Annotated in this window: 18 protein-coding genes; 10 read left to right on the forward strand and 8 right to left on the reverse strand. The window is 59.1% G+C overall.

The features are described from left to right. Positions 1 to 127: 127 nt before the first annotated feature. A complete protein-coding gene (locus tag NJU76_RS23925; protein WP_254532930.1) occupies positions 128 to 892 on the reverse strand; it encodes an SDR family NAD(P)-dependent oxidoreductase in 765 nt (254 codons plus the stop codon). A 339-nt stretch (positions 893 to 1,231) separates the two neighbouring features. Between NJU76_RS23925 and NJU76_RS23930 the strand changes: the two genes are divergently transcribed. Beyond that, entirely contained in the window at positions 1,232 to 2,551 is a 1,320-nt protein-coding gene (locus NJU76_RS23930; RefSeq protein WP_254532931.1) for an RNA-guided endonuclease InsQ/TnpB family protein, read from the forward strand. Between the two features lie 116 nt (positions 2,552 to 2,667). Continuing rightward, complete coding sequence (locus NJU76_RS23935; protein ID WP_254532932.1) at positions 2,668 to 3,396, forward strand: helix-turn-helix domain-containing protein; 729 nt, start codon at positions 2,668 to 2,670, stop codon at positions 3,394 to 3,396. Positions 3,397 to 3,591: 195 nt separating this feature from the next. Here the strand turns inward: NJU76_RS23935 and NJU76_RS23940 are convergent, their stop codons facing one another. Then, positions 3,592 to 3,864 (reverse strand): helix-turn-helix domain-containing protein, encoded by a 273-nt coding sequence (locus NJU76_RS23940; protein ID WP_254532933.1) that lies wholly within the window; start codon positions 3,862 to 3,864, stop codon positions 3,592 to 3,594. A 400-nt stretch (positions 3,865 to 4,264) separates the two neighbouring features. Then, positions 4,265 to 4,891 (reverse strand): helix-turn-helix domain-containing protein, encoded by a 627-nt coding sequence (locus tag NJU76_RS23945; RefSeq protein WP_254532934.1) that lies wholly within the window; start codon positions 4,889 to 4,891, stop codon positions 4,265 to 4,267. 249 nt (positions 4,892 to 5,140) lie between these two features. On the opposite strand from NJU76_RS23945, the gene NJU76_RS23950 reads away from it, so the two are divergent. Further along, complete coding sequence (locus NJU76_RS23950) at positions 5,141 to 5,509, forward strand: DoxX family protein (protein WP_254532935.1); 369 nt, start codon at positions 5,141 to 5,143, stop codon at positions 5,507 to 5,509. Positions 5,510 to 6,107: 598 nt separating this feature from the next. After that, positions 6,108 to 7,544, forward strand: coding sequence for an amidase (locus tag NJU76_RS23955; RefSeq protein WP_254532936.1), 1,437 nt, complete (start codon positions 6,108 to 6,110; stop codon positions 7,542 to 7,544). Positions 7,545 to 8,203: 659 nt separating this feature from the next. On the opposite strand, the gene NJU76_RS23960 is transcribed toward NJU76_RS23955, so the two are convergent. The 4 genes from NJU76_RS23960 to NJU76_RS23975 all read right to left on the reverse strand — a co-directional run bounded on the left by NJU76_RS23960 (position 8,204) and on the right by NJU76_RS23975 (position 12,497). Beyond that, positions 8,204 to 9,436, reverse strand: coding sequence for a tyrosine-type recombinase/integrase (locus NJU76_RS23960; protein ID WP_254532937.1), 1,233 nt, complete (start codon positions 9,434 to 9,436; stop codon positions 8,204 to 8,206). Positions 9,437 to 10,138: 702 nt separating this feature from the next. Continuing rightward, positions 10,139 to 10,600 (reverse strand): MaoC family dehydratase, encoded by a 462-nt coding sequence (locus NJU76_RS23965; RefSeq protein WP_425604344.1) that lies wholly within the window; start codon positions 10,598 to 10,600, stop codon positions 10,139 to 10,141. Between the two features lie 105 nt (positions 10,601 to 10,705). Then, positions 10,706 to 11,911: an Mrp/NBP35 family ATP-binding protein gene (locus NJU76_RS23970; protein WP_254532939.1), complete on the reverse strand. Its 1,206-nt coding sequence runs from the start codon at positions 11,909 to 11,911 to the stop codon at positions 10,706 to 10,708. 118 nt (positions 11,912 to 12,029) lie between these two features. Then, complete coding sequence (locus NJU76_RS23975) at positions 12,030 to 12,497, reverse strand: DUF2299 family protein (RefSeq protein ID WP_254532940.1); 468 nt, start codon at positions 12,495 to 12,497, stop codon at positions 12,030 to 12,032. Positions 12,498 to 13,145: 648 nt separating this feature from the next. On the opposite strand from NJU76_RS23975, the gene NJU76_RS23980 reads away from it, so the two are divergent. Next, the gene (locus tag NJU76_RS23980) at positions 13,146 to 13,937 is read left to right on the forward strand and encodes an HpcH/HpaI aldolase family protein (protein WP_254532941.1); all 792 of its coding nucleotides are present in this window, start codon (positions 13,146 to 13,148) and stop codon (positions 13,935 to 13,937) included. Between the two features lie 111 nt (positions 13,938 to 14,048). Here the strand turns inward: NJU76_RS23980 and NJU76_RS23985 are convergent, their stop codons facing one another. After that, positions 14,049 to 15,692, reverse strand: coding sequence for a thiamine pyrophosphate-binding protein (locus tag NJU76_RS23985; protein ID WP_254532942.1), 1,644 nt, complete (start codon positions 15,690 to 15,692; stop codon positions 14,049 to 14,051). Between the two features lie 404 nt (positions 15,693 to 16,096). Here NJU76_RS23985 and NJU76_RS23990 point away from each other — a divergent pair, with 404 nt between their 5' ends. The 5 genes from NJU76_RS23990 to NJU76_RS24010 all read left to right on the forward strand — a co-directional run bounded on the left by NJU76_RS23990 (position 16,097) and on the right by NJU76_RS24010 (position 19,685). Next, the gene (locus NJU76_RS23990; protein WP_254532943.1) at positions 16,097 to 16,999 is read left to right on the forward strand and encodes a 5-oxoprolinase subunit B family protein; all 903 of its coding nucleotides are present in this window, start codon (positions 16,097 to 16,099) and stop codon (positions 16,997 to 16,999) included. Then, a complete protein-coding gene (locus NJU76_RS23995; RefSeq protein ID WP_254532944.1) occupies positions 16,996 to 17,973 on the forward strand; it encodes a 5-oxoprolinase subunit C family protein in 978 nt (325 codons plus the stop codon). Before NJU76_RS23990 ends, NJU76_RS23995 begins: the two co-directional genes overlap by 4 nt. Before the next feature lie 82 nt (positions 17,974 to 18,055). Beyond that, the gene (locus NJU76_RS24000) at positions 18,056 to 18,298 is read left to right on the forward strand and encodes an acetyl-CoA carboxylase (protein WP_254532945.1); all 243 of its coding nucleotides are present in this window, start codon (positions 18,056 to 18,058) and stop codon (positions 18,296 to 18,298) included. A gap of 249 nt (positions 18,299 to 18,547) precedes the next feature. Next, on the forward strand, positions 18,548 to 19,156 hold the full coding sequence (locus tag NJU76_RS24005) for an SRPBCC family protein (RefSeq protein ID WP_254532946.1): 609 nt from the start codon (positions 18,548 to 18,550) through the stop codon (positions 19,154 to 19,156). Positions 19,157 to 19,187: 31 nt separating this feature from the next. Next, a complete protein-coding gene (locus NJU76_RS24010; RefSeq protein ID WP_254532947.1) occupies positions 19,188 to 19,685 on the forward strand; it encodes a (2Fe-2S)-binding protein in 498 nt (165 codons plus the stop codon).

Genomic DNA, 19,685 nt, shown 5'->3' on the forward strand with positions numbered 1-19,685 from the left:
CGATTCCTCCGTCTGGTGAACCGCCTCGGGGTCAAGCCCCGAGGCACTCGGCCTGTTCCGTCTGGTAGAGGTAGCTTTCAGCCGTGATTTTTCGCTCATTGTTTAGGAGATTAGATCGTCCGTATCGCTATTTTGGGTGCCAGACGACCCCCGCTGTCATTCTTCGCCAGAGGGATGGGAACTGTCGGATAAACGAGAGCCCGACCGTCGTTCTCCAGTCGGGTGTGATCACTGGCTGGGTCGAATGGATCTTGGTGGCCAGCTTACGGCCGACCTCCTCAGGTTCGACCGTCATCCACTCCGGATACTCGAGGTCGGCCGTCATCCGTGTGTTCGTGGATGGCGGAATCATCAACGTGCAGGAAACATCAGTGTGTTGGAGTTCGAGGTTGAGTGAACGAACCAGTGCCTTGATAGCGCCCTTGGTTGCGGAATATCCGGACAGGCCGGGGTGCCCGGTGTCCGCTGTTCCGGAACCCATGTTGTGGATGATGCCGGTCCCCTGCTCTAGCATGTGCGGGAGAACCGCCCGAATCAGTCGCTGATAGCCGAAGAAGTTGACCTCGAACTCACGACGCGTGTCAGCCATCGAGCGCTCCTGAAACGGAGCGATGCGGGCGACACCTGCATTATTGACGAGGATATCTATCCGATTCCACTGGTCGACAATCTCGCTCACCGTCGTGTCCACATCTTCGGTGTCAGTGACATCGCACTCGTAGTATCGAACCTGGCCAAGACCGTCGTCTCGAACGCATTGAATGTTGTCGCCAGAAATATCGAGTGCAGCAATCCGGAGATTGTCCTCCGTCAGGGCTGTGAGCATGTGATAGCCGATTCCCTCGTTCGCACCAGTGAGAACGACGACCATCTCATCGTTCGACGTAGTCATATTCTGCCGCGAGGAAAACGATCACGATTGAAAGTTCGCCGGGGAGTGCCGAGAGGAATCGCTCGTCCAGCCCCGTCGTTGGGATCGAAGACCGATGACTCTACGATTGCCTTTTCGAAATACATCGATTACCTCTCCTCGCCCGGGGGCGATGAGTATGCTGCCGGCGATCCATGGATGCTTATAAAACGCAAGGAGAATACCCGCGCCTAATGGCGCAGGTGAATCTGACACCCCACTCCACAATCCACCGTCGATAGCACCGCCGTATATTCCACCGTTTTTAATCCAAACATTTACAATAGGTGAAAGTGTAAGTAAATATGCAGACGTTTCACGATGCTGAAAATTCACCCCACTCACCGAGCGAAAATCCGCAACCACTCACAGGTAGCGGACTCGCTCGACCGACACGGGTGGAGTGCCAGCAAACTCTGGAACGTCGCCAACTACCACTCCCGGCAAGTCTGGGAGGACACGGGCAAGATTCCCGACCACGGCGACCTCAAAGACGAGTTGAAAGGTCACACCAAATACAAGGGACTGCACTCGCAGTCCAGTCAGCGGGTTCTGGAGGAACTCGCTGAAGCCTTCAACTCGTGGTCCGGCAAGAGGAAGGCTGACAGTCGAGCGAATCCGCCCGGCTACCGCAAGAAAAACTACTACGACTCGGAAGGCCGTCGTGTTCACGAGGAACACCCTCGTTCCACCGTAACGTGGAAACAGAACGGCATCAAACACGACACCAAGAACAACCGAGTTCGCCTCTCGAAGGGCGCGAATCACAAGGAACACCCCAAAGCGTGGGAATACATCCTCGTCGAATACGAGACGCGCCCCGGCATCACTGTCGAAAACCTACAACAGGTTCGTGCTGTCTACGACAGAGCGAAGGGCCGGTGGGAATTGCACCTCGTCTACAAAGACGAACTCGAGACACCTGACGCGCCCGGTACCGAGACGGCTGGCATCGACCTCGGCATCTGTAACTTCGCGGCGGTCGCATACAGTACCGAAGAAGCCGACTTGTACCCCGGTAATCGCCTGAAACAGGACGGCTACTACTTCCCGAAAGAAATCGCCACATGCGACGACAGCGGTGGTGAAAGAGCTACGCGGTTGCACCACAAGTGGGCGGAGCGCCGAACCCACTTCTTCCACAGTCTCGCGAAACACATCGTAGAACGGTGTGTCGAGAAAGAAGTCGGGCGTATCACCGTCGGGAACCTCGCTGGTGTCCGTGAGGATGAGAATGGCGAGTCAAAGAATTGGGGGCGGCACGGGAATCTTGACTTGCACGGGTGGGCGTTCGACCGCTTCACCACCATCCTCACGTACAAGGCGACGGTCGAGGGAATCGAAGTCGTGGACGTATCTGAGCGTGACACGAGCAAGACGTGTTGCGTCTGCGGTAGAGGAGACGACAATCAACGTGTTGAGCGTGGTCTGTACGTGTGTGAGGCGTGTGACGCGGCGTTCAACGCTGACGTGAATGGGGCGGAGAACATCCGTCTCGACGTGAATCAAAGTAACTCCGAGTCTTCCGGGCAGGTGTCCGGGGATAGGAGTACCGGCTGGTTGGCACAGCCCGGAGTCTACCTTCACGGCTTGTCCAGCGGATTCCAACCGCAGGAACAAGTGGTAGACTGCAAACCCTAATATCCCAACTGCGGCCGGGATTCCTCCGCGTGAACGCGGAGGAGGATGTCAACGGCTCATTCAAATATCGAGCGTCCGTTTAGCCCACGAGAACCGATACGAGAGGCTATTATTCGATGACGAGCAACGATAGCGAACCGGAGGACCAGGAGACAGAGGACGCCGACGAGCCTCGGCAGTCGCGAGCGGCGACAGCGAGGTACGCAACCGTCCTCCTCGATCTGAACGACGACCGCGGTAACTCGAACTCAGGTTCTCCCGGGGAGCCGGCAGTAACCCGCACGCAGCTCCGTCATTTCAATCTGGTCGACAACGAGACGGTCGTCCTGCTCTATCAGATCCACGGAGAACTCGATCGAGCCCGAATGTCACTCGACGCCTCCCCGGAGGTCTTGAACTACGACATCGTCGGGCGGGGAGACGGTGAGGCGTTCGCGTACGTTCACTGCGAACTTGGAGACCCCGTCAAAGGCATCGTCGAGACACTCCACGAGTTCGAGGTCGTCCTCGACATGCCGCTGGAGTTCACGGATAACGGGATCGTTCGGGCGACGCTGATCGGCGAGGCACCGGCCCTCCACGAGGCCCTCGACGCCATCGCCGACGTCGTCGAAATGACCCTCGAGAAGACGGGTAAGTACCGCCCCGGAGTGAGGGACCTTGATGCCACGTTGACGAACCGCCAGCGCCAGATACTGACGGTCGCCGTCGAAGAAGGATACTACGAGGTTCCGAGAGCGGCTACACTCGAAGACATCGCGACGCAAATGGAGCTCAGTCGGGCGACCGTGGGTGAACATCTCCAGAAGATCGAGGGAAAGATCTTCTCACGAGTGGTTCGATGAACTTGTCAACTACTTTGGACGGCCGCATTCGGGCCTATCTATCCCTCGCTTGCTGCGTACGGTGCTTCTGTTTCCACGTGGGAACAGGCAGGAACAGGTCCCACACCGTCCACAACACGCGGAGCGTCTCGTGCGGTCCGGCAGAACGCCAACGGTGTTCTGCGGACGGTTCCAGACTCCGAAGGTGGCTTCCCCTTACTCGATCGACTTTCCAAAGAACTCCTTGATGATCTGCCCTTCGGCCCGGTGGAGCACCCCGCTAACCGACGATTTGCTAATATTCATCGACGAGGCGAGGTCCGTTAGTGAGCACCCTCGCGGGCTATCATAGTAGCCTCGTTCGATGGCCTCTGTGACAACGCACCGCTGATGATCGGTCAACAGCTCCGTCGGATCCAGCGACTGGACGACACGATCGATTTCGTACTCGAGGCTGTTGGCCTCGAGTTCGTCTTTGAACCGCGACAACCGCTCCTGAGAGGTCGTGATTTCGGCGATGACTCAGACATTTCGGACGATAAGTGGTTCCCTGGGAAGCACTCCTGCATCAAGCGCGGCACGAAATGGTGGTGGAATATTAGCTGAAAGAGGGGGCGTAAGCCCCCGTCCTCAAGGAGCGAACGGCGTCAGCCGCGAGCGAGTAGGGCGGAGTAGTTGACTCAGGCGTCGCAGAACATGCAGTCTCCTGCCAGCGATCCGCCCACCTGCTGATTTTGGTGAACACCGGCTGGAAGGCCTCCCTTGGATGTGAAAGATTGACACTCTCCTCCGCGTTCACACAGGGGGATCCCGACCGGATTGTCGAACTCGTATCGATATCGATTGACTTCACTCCGGGCTCCCTCGATTCGTCGGTTGCTACTGCCGTCTATGCGATGAACTCCTTGATTATCCGGCCTTCAGCCCGATGCAGAACGCCACTGGCCGCCGATTGATTGACCCCCATCTTCTCTGCAAGCTCGATGAGCGTGCAGCCGCGAGGACTGTCGTAGTAGCCGTGTTCAACCGCTTCAGTAATGACCTCCTGTTGACGCTCGGTCAGGAGTCCACCCGCATCGTATGATTGAGTGACTGACACGATTTCATAGGGGATGTCAGCCGCCGCTAACGCAGTGGTGAACTCCGACAACTGCTCCTGTAACCCAATTAGTTCACCTGATATCCACCCGTCTCGAATGACGAGAGGAAGTCGTGGAAGGTTCCCCGTCGCACGCCTCGCCTCATACGTTGACGGCATCGGAAACACCAACTGGATCAGTACCATCCCCTCGTCGGAATGGAGCACTTCGTACGAGCGCACCTCCGATGCGTCGTCGAACCGGCGAACGATGGCGTCCTCGTCCGGTGTCGTTACTTCGACCAATTCGAGCACGCCATCGTCTACGGGATGGGTCGCCAGGATCTTGAACTCGGTATCCGAGAAGTCGGTCGAGACACCAGCCAGCCAATTGTCGTCGTCTGCCCCAATCTCGACCTTCAGGTGTACACGAGGCATCACACGCTAGAGTTGGCTGACGAGTGGCTTAACAGACTCGCGGATCTCTTAAAAGGGTGAACGTATTCACGCGTACCTCCGTGGTCTCGTTCAGCGTAGCAGAACCATACTACCCATGGAAACTTCGCTCGAAAATACGCACGTCCCACAGGCTATCGAACGGGTGGCCACTTGGCCGGGTATCGCGAAGGAGAAGGACAATTCTGGGGAGCACCCGGATTCGCGCTACCGTCCGAGGAGAGAACATCTATGAGCACAATTGAAACGGTCATCCCCGTCGTGCAAGGACTACTCGGACTCGTCATGGTGGGTGCGGGCAGCGCAAAGATACTCGGCATCGACCTCGCGAAAAAGGACTTCGAGCGGTACGGCTATCCACAGTGGTTTTTCGTCGTGACTGGCGGTATCGAGGTCGGCGGCGGCCTCGGATTGCTCGTCGGGCTCGTGTTCGCGCCAATTCTCGCTGTTCTCGGCGGAATGTTAATCATCGCCACGATGTTCGGGGCCATCCTGACGCATCTCTTCCGGGTTGACGACCCACTCTGGAGATCAGTCCCGCCAGCAATCTACCTCATAGCCGGACTCTTCGTCACGAATTTTCTGCTGCTCTCGTTCTAGCCATGAGAACATCCAAGTCGATGTTGCCTACTCAAAGAGGGGAACATCGGACGCAGAGGTCGGGAAGTCAGAATGAATCCAAAGGACTTGCTCCTGCACTGGATGTTCGGACGGCCACGCGGGTTCCTCGGACGACTCGGCGGACGGCTGATGACGAGGAACGATAAGCGCGAGATAGCGGAGTGGGCTCCCGCAGAACTCGGGGTCGAACCGACCGACCACGTCCTCGAGGGCACTCCGGTAGAACGCGATAGCTGCCCGCTGTTCGCACTTGGTGCGGACCAATCGTCAAGGTCAATCGCTCGGTCGAGTATCTCATCGCACCCTATTTCATCGACCGACCGGTCGTACGAGGTGCTCGAGTCTTACATACCTCCTACAACCGAGGTACGTTCGGCTCATCGCCAGTGCCGTGTCATCGAACGTGCTATACTCCATCTGAAGCGCCAGTGACGCCCGAATCAAATAAAACGGGTCGGGCCGACCAGTTAGTATTGTTTTGTGCGACCGTCCGTTACGCTGACGGCCACTGCTGTGTGGAGACTCGCTCCAATCGTTTCTCCTGAACATTTTTGCGTTCTGGTGAATATAATGTGGCATGGTCGCAACACCCACGGAGCTGACCGCTGCCGGTCTCGCGAGAGCGATTCGAGACGGTGACTACTCGCCCCGGGAGGTCGTCGAGTCCGTCCTCGACCGCATACATAATCGAAACGACCGGACGAACGCGTTCGTCACCGTCACTGACGAACTAGCCCGCGAGATGGCCGACGCGGCCGAACGAGCGATCGAGGACGGCGATCCGTTCGGACCGCTTCACGGCGTCCCCGTTGCGATCAAGGACCTGAGCGACGTCGAGGACGTCCGAACGACGTCGGGATCGGCGCTCTTCGAAGACCGCGTCGCCGACTCGGATTCGCCGTTCGTCGCTCGGCTCAGGGCTGCGGGCGCCGTCGTCGTGGGAAAGACGAACACGCCCGAGTTCGGCCTCGGCACGACGACCGATAACCGCGTCGCCGGCCCGACGGGGACGCCCTTCGATCCCAGCTGCGTCTCCGGCGGATCGTCCGGTGGAGCGGGCGCGGCACTCGGCGACAAGTTAGTCCCGCTCGCCCCGGGATCGGACGCGGGGGGATCGATCCGCATTCCCGCGAGTTTCTGCGGAGTGTACGGGTTGAAACCCACCTTCGGACTGATCCCAACGGTCGGTCGACCGAACGGGTTCACGAATGACTCGCCGTTCACCACCAACGGGCCGATGGCCCGAACGGTCGAAGACGCGGCCCTCGCGATGGACGTGATGGCGGGATCACATCCGCAGGATCCATTCTCGGTGCCGAAACGGGACGACTATCGTCCCGCCGTGGAAAGGCCCATTGATGAGATAACCATCGCCTATAGCCCAGATATGGGGACGTATCCCGTCGAACCCGATGTGCGTGAGGTCCTCGATGACGCCGTTTCGGCGTTCGAACGTGCCGGTGCGACCGTCGATACGGTCGATCCTGAACTGGGCCACACCGACGAGGAAATCCTGAACGCCTATTACACGATGGCGACTGGCCGATGGCAGTCGCTGATAGACGATCTGGAAGACCAGGGCTTCGATCCGCGTGGGGAGGACCGTGAACGCCTTCGGCCGTATCTCGTCGACCTCATCATGGACGCGGACGAACCGACGATGCGCGATCGACACCGAGCAGAAATCGTTCGGACGGACGTCTTCGACGGGTTGCAGGACCTCTTCGAGCGGTACGACCTCCTCGTGACGGCGACGCTCGGGACGACGGCGTTCCCGCACGGCGAGGAGCCGACGATGATAGACGGCGTCGAGATCGAACCGTTTCGCGGCTGGGTGCTCACGCAGCCGTATAACCTCTCGGGACACCCGGCGGCTTCGATCCCGGCAGGATTCGTCGATGGGCTTCCCGTCGGGATGCAAATCGCGGGCAAGCGACACGCAGATGACGACGTCATCGCCGCAAGCGCGGCCTTCGAACGTCAGCAGCCGTGGCACGACGAGTATCCCCAGTAAACGTCGACGGGCACACACCGACGACACTGACGTCCACCGGCGGCCCCGCCGTGAACGCGCTGGCGATCCGGGATCCGTCTTCAGCGGGGATTGTGCGGGGACAGTTGTAGCAGTGGCGGAAGTGGCGGTACCAGTACCCATCGTCTCCGGATGTGCCCGTCATCTCCGGATGTGCAGTCCTCCTCGCGCGCCGTCGCGGACATTTCTCCGACCCGGAACCTGGACTCGGCTACCTAATTCAGCGAGAGAGTCCCGCCGTTTCCGGCGTCCGCAGAACGCGTCGCGTTCTGCTGGGCATCGCAACCCGTCGGTGTGCTCAACGGGCTTGACTCGCGTCGGCGTTCACTTCGCACCCCTCGGTTTTAGGTCGTCCGAGTTCGTCCTGGAAGATACCAACTCGGGAAAACTGGAGGTGGTTTGGCGTTCCTCCGACATCAAAAACGCGAGCCTACCCGAGTCAGACGCGGACGTGAGTCCGAGTCAGGTGGATGGCATCGCCCGCACGGGCCTAGCGGATATTCACGCACACCACGCCTCTCACGAGGCCCGACGGCGTGCGTGCAACCCGGAGTACCCGCGAGGGGAATCTTGCCTCCGGTGGTGTCGAAGCGGCCGACATCACGCGAGAGGAAACCACGGCGTTCACGCCGTGGAGGATGTCATGCAGTTCTGAACGCCTTCGCCAGCCGCTCGCGCATGTATTTTCGCCGGTACCGTCGCCGTTCGGTCTCGGAGAGATAGTTTTTGAGAACTACGCTCGGATCGGTACTCCCCTGGTCGGCAGCGATCGCGTCCAAATTTTCGAGCAACCGTTTCTGTGAGTCGAGGTACGTCGTGTACCAGAACCGCCGCCCCATCTTGGAGGTCGGCGATTCGCTGCGCACCCGCACGCCTGCACGGTCGGCGACTCGCTGGAACCGCGCCTGTATCGTTTCACCGACGACGTGGCCGCTGTCGGCTCGCCGAGACGGGAAGAGATAGCCGTTCCATTCCCGGTCTCGCTCGCCGAGTGCGTCGATTCGGTCAGAGAGCGTCTCGCTGCCGTATATCAACGCCACCGTTCCGGGGCCGTTCTTGCGTTCCTCGAAATGGATGTGTGGGTCGTCGCCCTCGAGGACGAGCTGCGAAACGTGCAACGACGCGACCTCGTTGCGACGCAGACCCCACCCACAGAGTGCGAGGACTAGCAGTTCCTCGTCGGGGTCGTCGACCGCGCCGTAGAGTTGCCTGACCTGATCGCTCGAGAGGGCGGCGTTGTCGGGGTCCGGGCGGTCCCATCCGTATTCCATATCGATAGTCTCCGCGGGATCGTAGGCTGCTTTCCCGCGGCGTTGCAGGTGCTCGTAGAACTGCGAGACGTCGCCGAGATACCGGAGTTTAGATTCGTCGCTGTCGAGGTCACGATCGAGTTCGTCGAACACTGCAAGTACACGTTCGATTTCATCGGCTCGCTGGTCGAGGGTGGTGAGGCGATCCAACAGGTTGGCTCGGCCGTGCTCGTCCCGGTAGAGACGCGCATAGGTCGCGAGTCGGGACCGCTTCGTCCGTATCGTGGACTCTGCGAGGTTTCGACGTCGATCGAGTGTCCGGATGTACGACTCGAGTTCGTGAACGGTGGTTTCGTCGTCGATCCCCCACGGGTAGCCGTCCGACTCATCGGCATCGTCGAAACCGACCGTTCGAAGGAACTCAGTGAGCGTCAGCTCGTGCTGTTCGCGAAGCGCATCCTGCAGGCCACCGTAGCCGACGTCGAGCAAGTCGTGATAGGTCGGCCGGTCATCGAGTTCGTGGCCGGCGTGTCGAAGTGCGGGTTCGATGTGGCCCGCCCAGAACGACCGAAGGTCGTCGAGGGACTTGTGAGACCATCGGATTCGCTCGGATTCGCTACTCATCGTTTCTGCGCTCCGTTGCATCCGGTCATGACACTGTGCAATCTCGTCGGAGCGGGGGAACCAAATCGATTCGAGCCGCCACGTTCTGGTCCCCTGCGTGTGCAGTAGTTGTCGTTCCATCCAGACGTCCCCGTAGCCCATCCGAGACCCTGAATAGCGTCACGCGACCCTCGCTCGGGAAGGGCGTTTGCTCCGCTTTGAGTGCAATTCACCATGGACGTGTTCGCACTGGATTGTAACCGTGACAGTCACTAAAAGTTACCGTGTACGTTGTTGATTGCGCCAGATAACCGATATACATCCGATATTCACCGGATTTCGATCACGAACTGATGATCAGGAACGAATTTTCCACAGATTGTCATCGAGAAACATATATATGGTGCCGCCCGGTCAGTTGATATGATAGATCTATGGACGTGCCATCCACGAGCAAACCCGACGTAGATGGATCGGTGATCGTCTTAGTCGTACTCGCGATGTTGTTGTTGACGACAATTCTCGTCGGTTCAAACACCGGCCTGTGGTGATGCGACTGACGAACGCGCGCTGACAACGTCGAGACGAGAGACGTCCTCCGCGAGACACGTCCGATGGATCGATACCGCCGTCTGAGAGCCCTACCTTTAAATTGTCGAATCAGTCGCGCCCTATCGCGGGCGGCCGTTCGCGACACGGGTACCGATACTGAGAGAGATGCGGCTAGACGGAATCGTCCGCACGACGGACGATGTTGTGCGAGAGTATCGACAGCACTTCCTCGTCTGCATCATTAACGACGCTCCGACGGAAATCGACGTAGCCGCGATCAGACCGACTCGACGAGGGCGTTTTATCGACGACTTCGACCCGAACGCGGAGCGTCTCACCGGGACGGACTGGTTCGTGCCAGCGCAGGTCGTCCATCCCGAGACCTCCCATGTTCGCGATGTTAACTTCGCCGTCGACGACCTCCGTGACGAACAATCGGACGGAGAGACAGAGGGTGTGGAGGCCGCTGGCGACTAACCCATCGAACATCGAATCGTGGGCCGCATCCTCGTCGATGTGGAACGGTTGCGGATCGAACTGTTCGGCGAAGTCGATTATCTCCTCTTTGGTGATGGTGTACCCGCCCGTCTCGTAGGTATCGCCGACCTCCAAATCCTCGTAGTACTGCGTCATGCTACGTAGTCCCATGTCCAGCGGGTGACCTAAAGAATCCGGTTAGCGACGCGACGAACACGGGGTGGCGATTGAGTCTTCCCTTGAGTCAGCCCCGCTGTCGATTCACGGTCCGTCAGTAGTCGGTGTGACGAGATCCGGATTGGAAAGCGCGTTGACTCGAGCCGCCGTCCGGGTTGCGAGAAGACGAACGGCTGCGGAACTCTCGCCACCGTTTTCCCGAATCGCGATCGGAGCGATGCTGTCGGGTCGTTCGCGCTCCGCTCGAGTTCGTGGGAGTTGCAATCGGCCGATGCCGGGGATCGATATCCCTGGAAATCGACTCCCGTCGTCATCGTCCGTCAAGAGAGTGCCGACATCGGAGTCAAGCGGGAGTCGGCCGAGGACGGGAACGTCGTATTCCGTCGCCAATTGCCGCGCCCCGCCGTCACCGAAGATGTCGTGGTCCGAGCCGCAATCCGGGCACGTGAAACCGGCCATGTTCTCTGCGATACCGAGGATAGGGACATCGTACCGATTGAATCCTTCGAGACCGCGACGAGCATCGTCCACCGCGACGGGTTGTGGCGTCGTGACCACGACGATGCCCGTCACGGGGAAGTGCTGGACGAGACTCAACTGTGTGTCACCTGTTCCGGGGGGCAAGTCGACGATGAGGTAATCGAGGGCACCCCAGTTCACGTCGTCGAATAATTGTTTGACGAACTCGTCTACGAGCGGCCCGCGCCAGATGATCGGGTCGTCCTCTTCGACGATGAAGCCCATACTCATTACTCGTACGCCGTGGGCTTCCCGCGGAACCATCGTATCATCGGGTGTCGTTGCAGGTTTCGTATCCGCGAGTCCGAGCATCTGTGGGGCGTTCGGCCCGTAGACGTCCGCATCGAGTAACCCTACGTTAGCCCCGGCATCCGCCAGAGCGGCGGCGAGATTCACGGCCACTGTACTCTTTCCGACACCGCCTTTGCCCGACGCGACGCCGATAACGTTCTTCACGTCGGGGATGGAGTCCACGCGCGCGCCTACATCGGCCGCACTGGCGTCCCATTCACACGTCACCTCGGTCACGCCGTCGATATGTCTTACTGCGGTGTGGATTTCGCGTTCGACTTGCGATCGGAACGTCGCCGAGGGCGCGGGGAGTGAGAGAGTGACTCGGAGAGTGCTTCCGTCGAGCGCGATGGATGAGAGACCGTTCAACCGATCGAGACCAGCGAACGCCACGTCTCGACCGATTTGTGCATCGGCGATGGCTTCGCGTACGGCAGCCTCCGTGTTCTCGTCCTCCGTCGGTGTTCTATCGGCGGACATTTTACTCGTCACCGTCCGGTCCTGAGAGGCGGTCGGTCTTCGTTTGAGGTTGGTAGTGTCGTTTCACGGGTTGTGTCGGCGAATACGGGTGGCGTTCACGCTAACTCTGTCCGGCCGATTACTTCTCCACGCTGTCGGCAAGTTGTGGAAGGGTATCGAGATAATTCATCGCTTTCCACACCCCGACGAGACCCGACATTAGTTCGTGCTGGGAAAGTCCGTCGGGATAAATCCGATACTCGAGGAACACCCGTTTCATATCAACGAACCTGACGTTATCGCCGGTCGTACCGCGAAAGCCATAGATAACGGGAAGCGACGAGAGCGTCTCGCGGACTCTGGCAACGAGGTCGTTCCGATCAGCCTCGTCCATCGCACGTATCCTGTCACGGAACTCCTCGTCGTACTCGATCTCCTGACCGATGTGGACTGGACCGTCGGGCCGACGTCGAATGACGTGGAGTATCATATTCGACATCTGAATGGTGTAGTTGAATTCTGCCGACTCGTCGGTCATCGGTTCGACGGCTTCGACTAGATCGTCATCTATCCACTCGCGAATTCGATCGGGATCTACATCCGTCATCGGCGGCTAATTGGAGTCGCGTGTAAAGAGTGTTCCCCATGAACCGTCCAGTACTGCTTACTGTCTGTCCGTCTGTCTATCTTCGAGAGCAACTGGACCGACGACGAAATCAAGCAGATTCTCGACAGGAACGTCAGTGACGTCTTCGGCATCGACGCCTGAGGCAGAGACGGTATCCGTTATATTTCGAGACCGTTCGACCGAACAGTCCGGAGGCCACTGCGAAGTGGCATTTTCGCGAACAAACGATGATGAACCGTCGCGTTCGGAAATACCGTGCGGAGGGGAGTGCTACACAAACCCTGGACGAGACCACTGAACTCGAGATATCCACCCCGTTTCGCAAGGGTACTCGAAACAGACTCTCACCGTGGTTCCTGCGATCAACTTCGTCGGACCTGTCCTCGGCGAAACGAACGTATCGAGGTCGTCAGATGAGTAGTCAAATTACCGACAATGGGCGACGATCTCTCCCATTTTCCGGCGTGATTCGGGCCGACCCACACCTTTTTGCTACTCCCATCGGAACGTCACTTCGATGGAAACCGGACGTACCGAGACCGGTCCGATTGCCGGCCGACAGTTCCTGACTCGCCGAACGAAAGCGATGTCATCGCCCCACCAAGTGAGCGAGACGGAGAGGTCCCGATGACGGGACAGTCGACGGAGGACGATTTCAGGACACGGTTTATCGGCGGCGACGCTCTCGGGACGTGGATCTCGATCGGTCACCCAGCGATGGTCGAAGCGGCGGCGAGAGCCGGATTCGACTTCGTTCTCGTCGATACCGAACACACCGAAATGAGCCTCGAGACCGTGGCTGACCTCGCTCGAGCGGCCGCCGCCGCGCCAGGTGAACTCGGCGTGATCGTTCGGCCCGCATGGAACGATCCGGTGCGGATCAAGCGGGTCCTGGACATCGGCGTCGACGGGATCATGGTACCGATGATCGACACACCGAAGGCGGCGGAAGAACTGGTACGGGCCACCAGGTACCCGCCGGATGGCGTTCGGGGAGTGGCGTCGGGACGCGCGGCCGGCTACGGCCAGAATTTTGTCCAGTACGTCGCGGAGGACCACCGCTCGCTGCTCACGATTCCGCAGATCGAAACGCCGACCGGTATCGAAAACGCCACGGATATCGCGTCGGTCGCAGGAATCGACGCCCTGTTCGTTGGACCTGCCGACCTCTCGGCGTCGCTCGGCGTTTTCGCAGAATGGGATGCACCCGAATTAGAGGACGCGATGGCCAGCGTCATCGATGCAGGAAGGAACGCGGGAACGCCCGTCGGAACGCTCACGGTTCGCGAATCGGACGTTCCGGATCGCGTCGAACGAGGCTTCGACTACTTGATCGCTGGCAAGGACATGACGACGGTCATCGAAACCGGTGAACAGATCCGCGAGACGTACGAAGAGTCGGTCTCGAGTCAGGAGTGAAAGCTGTCTTCCTGAATCCGTCTCGAGGCAGCAGCAACTCTCGTTTCCGGACGGCGAGAAGCCGAAGCGATAGCGCTTTTCTCCGATTCGAGGGCGAGTTCCGGAAGTTCCCTACTGGTTCATCCAGACGCTCGATTGCGGCTCATAGGGATCAGTCGGAATTTCGACGAGCGTTGGACCGTCGCTCGCGATTGCGTCGGCGACCGTGGCTTCGACCTCGTCGGTCGTTTCAGCCCATTCGACGTCCAGACCGAGACCCTCGGCGACGGTCGTGTACGATACTGGCGTTTCTTTCCAACCGTACTCGCCTTCGTCCATCCGGTAGCTCCGCCCGGCCTCTTCGCTGATGATAGCGTAATCGCTGTTGTTGAGGACGACGACTGTCACATCGATATCCTCGTCGGCGATCGTGTGAAGTTCATGGATGCACATCAGCAGCCCGCCGTCGCCGGTGAGCGCTACGACGTCCTGGTCCGGGTTGGCCAGTTTCGCACCGATAGCCGCGGGGACTCCGGAGCCCATCGTTGCCCACGATCCCGGATTGACGTAGTCTCGGGGCTCGTAGGCTGGGAACATGAGGAGCGTCCAGAGACGGAATCCGCCCGCATCGACGGAGATCGCCGCATCGCGGGGCGTTCCCGCTCTGATAGCGTCGAGCGCCTTCACCGACGTCAACGGCGCGTCCGTGACCGTCCGCAGTTCCTCGAGGCGCGCGTCGACCGCCTCTCGAGTCTCGGCTGCTCGCTCGCGTCCGATTTCGCTGGCGATCGAGTGTCCTGCAAGCTCGGCGTCGAGCGCCTCGAGCGTTCGGCCGGCGTCGGCGACGATCCCAATCTCCGGCTCGTACCCGGTGCCGATGTCGTCGGCGCCGAGCGTCACGTGAACCAGGTCGTCGGGCACGTCGAACGACCAGTTGTGTGTCGTGACAGCGTCGAAGTCGGTGCCGACACCGAGCGCGGCATCGGAGTCGGCGATGAGGTTTTTCACAGCCGTGCCGGTGCCGCCACAGAGGACACCGCCCATGAGTTCGTGATCGTCCGGGAAGACGGCCTTCCCCTTGTACGTGAGGACGACCGGGGCCTCGAGACGTTCGGCGACGGTTTTCAGTTCGTCGCTCGCATCGGATGCGCGAACGCCACCGCCGGCGATGATGATCGGGTTCGACGCGTTCGCGAGGAGGTCCGCCGCCGCGGTGACTTTCGCCTCCGGAACGCCACTGAACGTCTGTCGGTCGATCTTGCCCCGTTCGGCGAGCGCAACGTCCATCTTGAGGAAGTTCTTCGGGATGCCGACCCTAACGGGACCCTTCGGAGCCGTCTGTGCGGTGTCGATCGCTCGCTGCAGTTCGGCGACGGTACTCTCAGGCGTTTCGACGGTGATGTTCTCCTTGACGACGTTGTCGTACGTGTCGGGCGGCGTCTCGTGAATGCCGTCGCCGCCGCGGACCCCCGGTTCGGTTTCCACCGCGATGTGCAGGAGCGGCGTACAGTCGTTCAACGCGTTCTTCAGACCGTTCATCGCGTTCATATCGCCTGGTCCCGGAATAACCACTGTGGCGGCTATACCGCCACTGGTTTCGGCATATCCCCAGGCCTGATGTGACACCGCGGTCTCGTGGCGAGCCATCACGAAACGGATGTCATCGCGTTCGCTGATCGATTCGTTGAGCGGTAGCGATTGCTTGCCAGGGATGCCGAACAACGTATCGATTCCGTTATCGGTCAGGCAGTCGATAACTTCCTCGTTAACCTTCATAGCGGTAGTGAGAGAGAAGGTAGTTTAAAGGTTTAGGGTGTGGCGGAGTGGTTCTCCTTGTAATTTTAATACTGACAAGGAGGAAATCATATGTGAAATTTGATAGTTCATCTTTGGTCGCCGATGCTGGTCGCAACTCCCTCGATCGCTGCAATCAGAACCACGAAAATCGCAGAATCTGCCGTGGTCTCTGTACAAAGACCGGTTCGAGAGGTCGTCCGGTTAGTGGCTCGCAATCACGTTGGCCAGCTCATCCCACACTAGTCCGCTCCCGTCCGTGGCGAGGTCCTCAGAGTACTACGACACCCTCACATAGAGTCTGGATCCAATTCAAAATGACGTGACAGTATTGTGTTTCAACCAATACCTATTCATAGTCGAAGTCTGAATTGTCCCCACATAACATGGGAAACGAACGCATTACACCCGTGGATCTCCCCGAACCACGATACGAATACGGGGCGGATGATCACGTGTTCGTCGAACTCGCCGAGGAAATGAGTTTCAAAGCTAACTTCAAGGCAATGGCGATCACTCAGCAGGTCGCTGAACGAGACATCGACGGAATCGTCGAGAACTGTCCGGCCAACGCCTCCTATATGCTCCGAATTGATCCGGAGGTTATTCACCCGGACGATTTGATCGCGGAACTAAAGGAGATCGAAGCCGAGATCGATCTTGAAGACTACGAATGGGAGACGCGAGTCATCGACATCCCCGTTCTGTTTGAGGATCCATGGACCCATGAAACGCTGATGGAGTTCCGTGAGCGACATCAGGATCCCGACTCCACCGACCTCGAGTACTCGGCGCAGCTCAACGGCTACGACAGCGTCGATGCGTTCCTCGAGGCGTTCGTTGGCGCTCCACACATGGTCACGATGGTCGGATTCGTTCCGGGCCTGCCTTGGTGTTTCCAGATGGTACCGCGAAGCCAACAACTGGAGGTGCCGAAGTACGTAGAACCGCGGACCGATACCCCGAGCCGCGCAGTCGGCTTCGGCGGCGCGTTCTCAGTCATCTACCCGGTACAGGGCGCCGGCGGCTACCAGTTGTACGGTCGCACACCAATCGAGGTACTCGACACAGAACAGATACTGCCCGACTTCCGCGATTCTATGGTGTTCCCGAATCCCGGGGACATCCTGAACTATAGGCGGATCGACCGCGAGGAGTACGACGAGATTCGCAAAACGGTCGAAGCCGGCACTTATGAGTACGACTACGAGGAGGTTAACTTCTCGCCCGAAGACTTCTTTGAATCGCCGTTCGAGTACAACGAGCAGCTCGTGGAGGGATTAGAATGATCGAAATCGAGGAGGGCGGAATCGCGAGCACTGTACAGGACCAGGGGCGTTTCGGCCACTACCACATCGGCATGCCACCGTCGGGCGCGATGGACGGGTACGCACACGAGATTGCGAACTACCTCGTGGGGAACGACGCTGACGACGCGACGATCGAGATGACCTATCAGGGGATCACTGCGACGTTCCGGGAGGACGCTGTGATCGCGATCACCGGTGCCGACATGTCACCGAGTCTCAATGGTGACCCGATCGACACGTGGGCGACCGTCGCCGTCGAGGCTGGCGACGAACTGGAGCTAGCGTTCTCAACGGGGGGGTCGCGAGCGTATCTCGCCGTTGCCGGTGGTATCGACGTCCCGGAGGTAATGGGCAGCCGCTCGACGTATACGCTCGTGGGGATCGGCGGCCACGAGGGGCGCGGCCTCGAAGCGGGGGACGAACTGCCGATCGGCGACGCGGCTGATGGGAGCAACGATCTCGTCGGTACGCGGCTCGACGACGAGTACGTACCCGACTATGCGGACGAGGACACCGTCCGCGTCGTTCTCGGGCTGACCGACTACCGGCTGACCGACGAGGCGAAAGAGACGCTCTGTGACGCCGAGTGGACGGTTTCGCCGGAGGCGGATCGCGTCGGCTATCGACTCGAGGGACCAGACCTCGAGTTCAAAGAGCGAGAACAGCCGTTCGGAGCCGGCACTGATCCATCGAACGTCGTCGACCTCGGCTATCCCATTGGCTCGATTCAGGTGCCCCAAAGCCCGATCGTCCTCATGCAAGATGCGGTGACAGGTGGCGGGTACTCGACCGTCGGCACCGTCATTAGTGTGGACCGCGGACTGCTCGCACAGCGTCAGACCCATAAGTCGGTCTACTTCGAGGCCGTCGACGTCGAGGACGCGATCGCCGCTCGAAAGGAAAGCAACGAGCGCCTCGAAACGATCCGCTCCGAAATTGAAGGTGAGGACTAACGTCAGACGTCACTGGTCGAGACAGAACATGAACTGGAACAACAACTATATTCGGGATTGAATCCAATACGAAACACATCCCATGTCCGAGAAAACCACGATCAGGTCACCGATGCCAGGCATCTTCTACCGACGACCGGATCCCGACGACCCGCCGTTCGTCGAACCGGGAGACGAGGTCGAAGCGGGCGACACGCTCGGTCTCGTCGAAGTAATGAAGAACTTCCACGATATCGAGGCCGATAACTCGGGAACTATCGGCGAGTTCCTCGTCGAGAACGAGGCCGAAGTCGAAGCGGACCAGCCCCTCATCGAACTTGAGTAGGTTTGCGGTCCGATACCGTTCTCGTCGACGTCACCGACTTTACCGATCATGCTCGTCGTATCATCGGACGGCAAGGAGTGATGGAACGCTCCCGATCCGTCTACGCCTTCAACAGCAATTAGGAGTAGCGAACGCGCATCCCCCCGACACGAATTCAGTTTAATCTCGCGTGAGATTCTAACGTTTTATTCGGCATAGTTTTTTAGTGTCGCCTTCTGTCCAAGTACATGTGGTGCCATATACCAAACAATGAATTTCGATGGTACCTTCGAAATCGACGATGTGACGGCAGAAGAGGTCTGGCTAGCGCTCTCTGATCCGTATATGATCAAAACAGCCTTGCCGGGCTGTGAATTTCTCGTCAGAGTCGACGAAGACGACGTCGACTTCGAGCGTCTCCGAGCGGAAAACGGAGACAAAGATCCGCCGATCCTCCCCGAGGCGAGGCCCAAGGAAGTCGCTGACCGCGCCTTCGTAGAGGGTGCGACGTATGCGACGCTTATCGAACTCAGCGTAGGCAGCGTCAAACCAAGCTTCGAGTCCGAAGTGACAATCACGGAGCGGAATTTTCCCCGGATGAGTGCATCGGGTGAAGGCTCGGCTGCCAGTAGCTCGTTCGAGATGTCAGCGTGGATGGATCTCGAGGAAACCGAAAACGGCGTCGTCGTCGAGTGGGCGGCAGAGGCGGACGTTTTCGGCCGGATCGCACAGCTCGGAAGTCGGATGATTAATCCGGTCGCCAACCGGATAGTCAACCAGTTTTTCGACAGCGTCGCCGATCGACTGAAAGAGGTCGGCGATGCCGACGAGCAGCAGACGGGTGAAAATCTGCGCAACCGAGTTCGCGAACTTTTCTGACCGCCTTCGGCCGATACAATGACAGATACTAATGAACACGAATACACACGACATCACACTCACAGTAAACGGAACAGAGCGGGAATTGAGCGTAGAACCGCAAACGCTACTGGTTCACGCGCTTCGTGAGGAACTCGGATATACGGGTCCGAAAGTCGGCTGTGAGAGCAGTCTCTGCGGCGCCTGTACCGTCCACGTCGACGGTAAGCCGGTCAAGTCCTGTACGCTGCTCGCGGTCCGTGCTGACGGAACAGAGATCACGACTGTCGAAGGGCTCGACGACGATAGCGACGGACTCCATCCCCTCCAAGAGGCGTTTCAGGAGGAGCACGGGTTACAGTGTGGCTACTGCACCCCCGGGATGCTTATGACTGCAGCCTCACTCCTCGAGGAGACACCGAACCCATCGCGGAAAGAGATCCGAGAGTCCATAGAAGGGAACCTCTGCCGGTGTACCGGCTATCAGAATATCGTCAACGCCGTCGAGTCCGCTGCCGAGAAAATGGCCAAACAGGAGGCTGGTGATTGA

The organism is Natrinema gelatinilyticum, from assembly GCF_024266705.1.
In the GTDB taxonomy this organism is placed as follows: Archaea; Halobacteriota; Halobacteria; order Halobacteriales; family Natrialbaceae; genus Natrinema; species Natrinema gelatinilyticum.

Bases quoted from the DNA above. Each gene is read 5' to 3' on its own strand.
- NJU76_RS23925 (WP_254532930.1), bottom strand. From the start codon at position 892: ATGACTACGTCGAACGATGAGATGGTCGTCGTTCTCACTGGTGCGAAC.
- NJU76_RS23930 (WP_254532931.1), top strand. From the start codon at position 1,232: ATGCTGAAAATTCACCCCACTCACCGAGCGAAAATCCGCAACCACTCA.
- NJU76_RS23935 (WP_254532932.1), top strand. From the start codon at position 2,668: ATGACGAGCAACGATAGCGAACCGGAGGACCAGGAGACAGAGGACGCC.
- NJU76_RS23945 (WP_254532934.1), bottom strand. From the start codon at position 4,891: ATGCCTCGTGTACACCTGAAGGTCGAGATTGGGGCAGACGACGACAAT.
- NJU76_RS23950 (WP_254532935.1), top strand. From the start codon at position 5,141: ATGAGCACAATTGAAACGGTCATCCCCGTCGTGCAAGGACTACTCGGA.
- NJU76_RS23955 (WP_254532936.1), top strand. From the start codon at position 6,108: ATGGTCGCAACACCCACGGAGCTGACCGCTGCCGGTCTCGCGAGAGCG.
- NJU76_RS23960 (WP_254532937.1), bottom strand. From the start codon at position 9,436: ATGAGTAGCGAATCCGAGCGAATCCGATGGTCTCACAAGTCCCTCGAC.
- NJU76_RS23965 (WP_425604344.1), bottom strand. From the start codon at position 10,600: ATGACGCAGTACTACGAGGATTTGGAGGTCGGCGATACCTACGAGACG.
- NJU76_RS23970 (WP_254532939.1), bottom strand. From the start codon at position 11,911: ATGTCCGCCGATAGAACACCGACGGAGGACGAGAACACGGAGGCTGCC.
- NJU76_RS23975 (WP_254532940.1), bottom strand. From the start codon at position 12,497: ATGACGGATGTAGATCCCGATCGAATTCGCGAGTGGATAGATGACGAT.
- NJU76_RS23980 (WP_254532941.1), top strand. From the start codon at position 13,146: ATGACGGGACAGTCGACGGAGGACGATTTCAGGACACGGTTTATCGGC.
- NJU76_RS23985 (WP_254532942.1), bottom strand. From the start codon at position 15,692: ATGAAGGTTAACGAGGAAGTTATCGACTGCCTGACCGATAACGGAATC.
- NJU76_RS23990 (WP_254532943.1), top strand. From the start codon at position 16,097: ATGGGAAACGAACGCATTACACCCGTGGATCTCCCCGAACCACGATAC.
- NJU76_RS23995 (WP_254532944.1), top strand. From the start codon at position 16,996: ATGATCGAAATCGAGGAGGGCGGAATCGCGAGCACTGTACAGGACCAG.
- NJU76_RS24000 (WP_254532945.1), top strand. From the start codon at position 18,056: ATGTCCGAGAAAACCACGATCAGGTCACCGATGCCAGGCATCTTCTAC.
- NJU76_RS24005 (WP_254532946.1), top strand. From the start codon at position 18,548: ATGAATTTCGATGGTACCTTCGAAATCGACGATGTGACGGCAGAAGAG.
- NJU76_RS24010 (WP_254532947.1), top strand. From the start codon at position 19,188: ATGAACACGAATACACACGACATCACACTCACAGTAAACGGAACAGAG.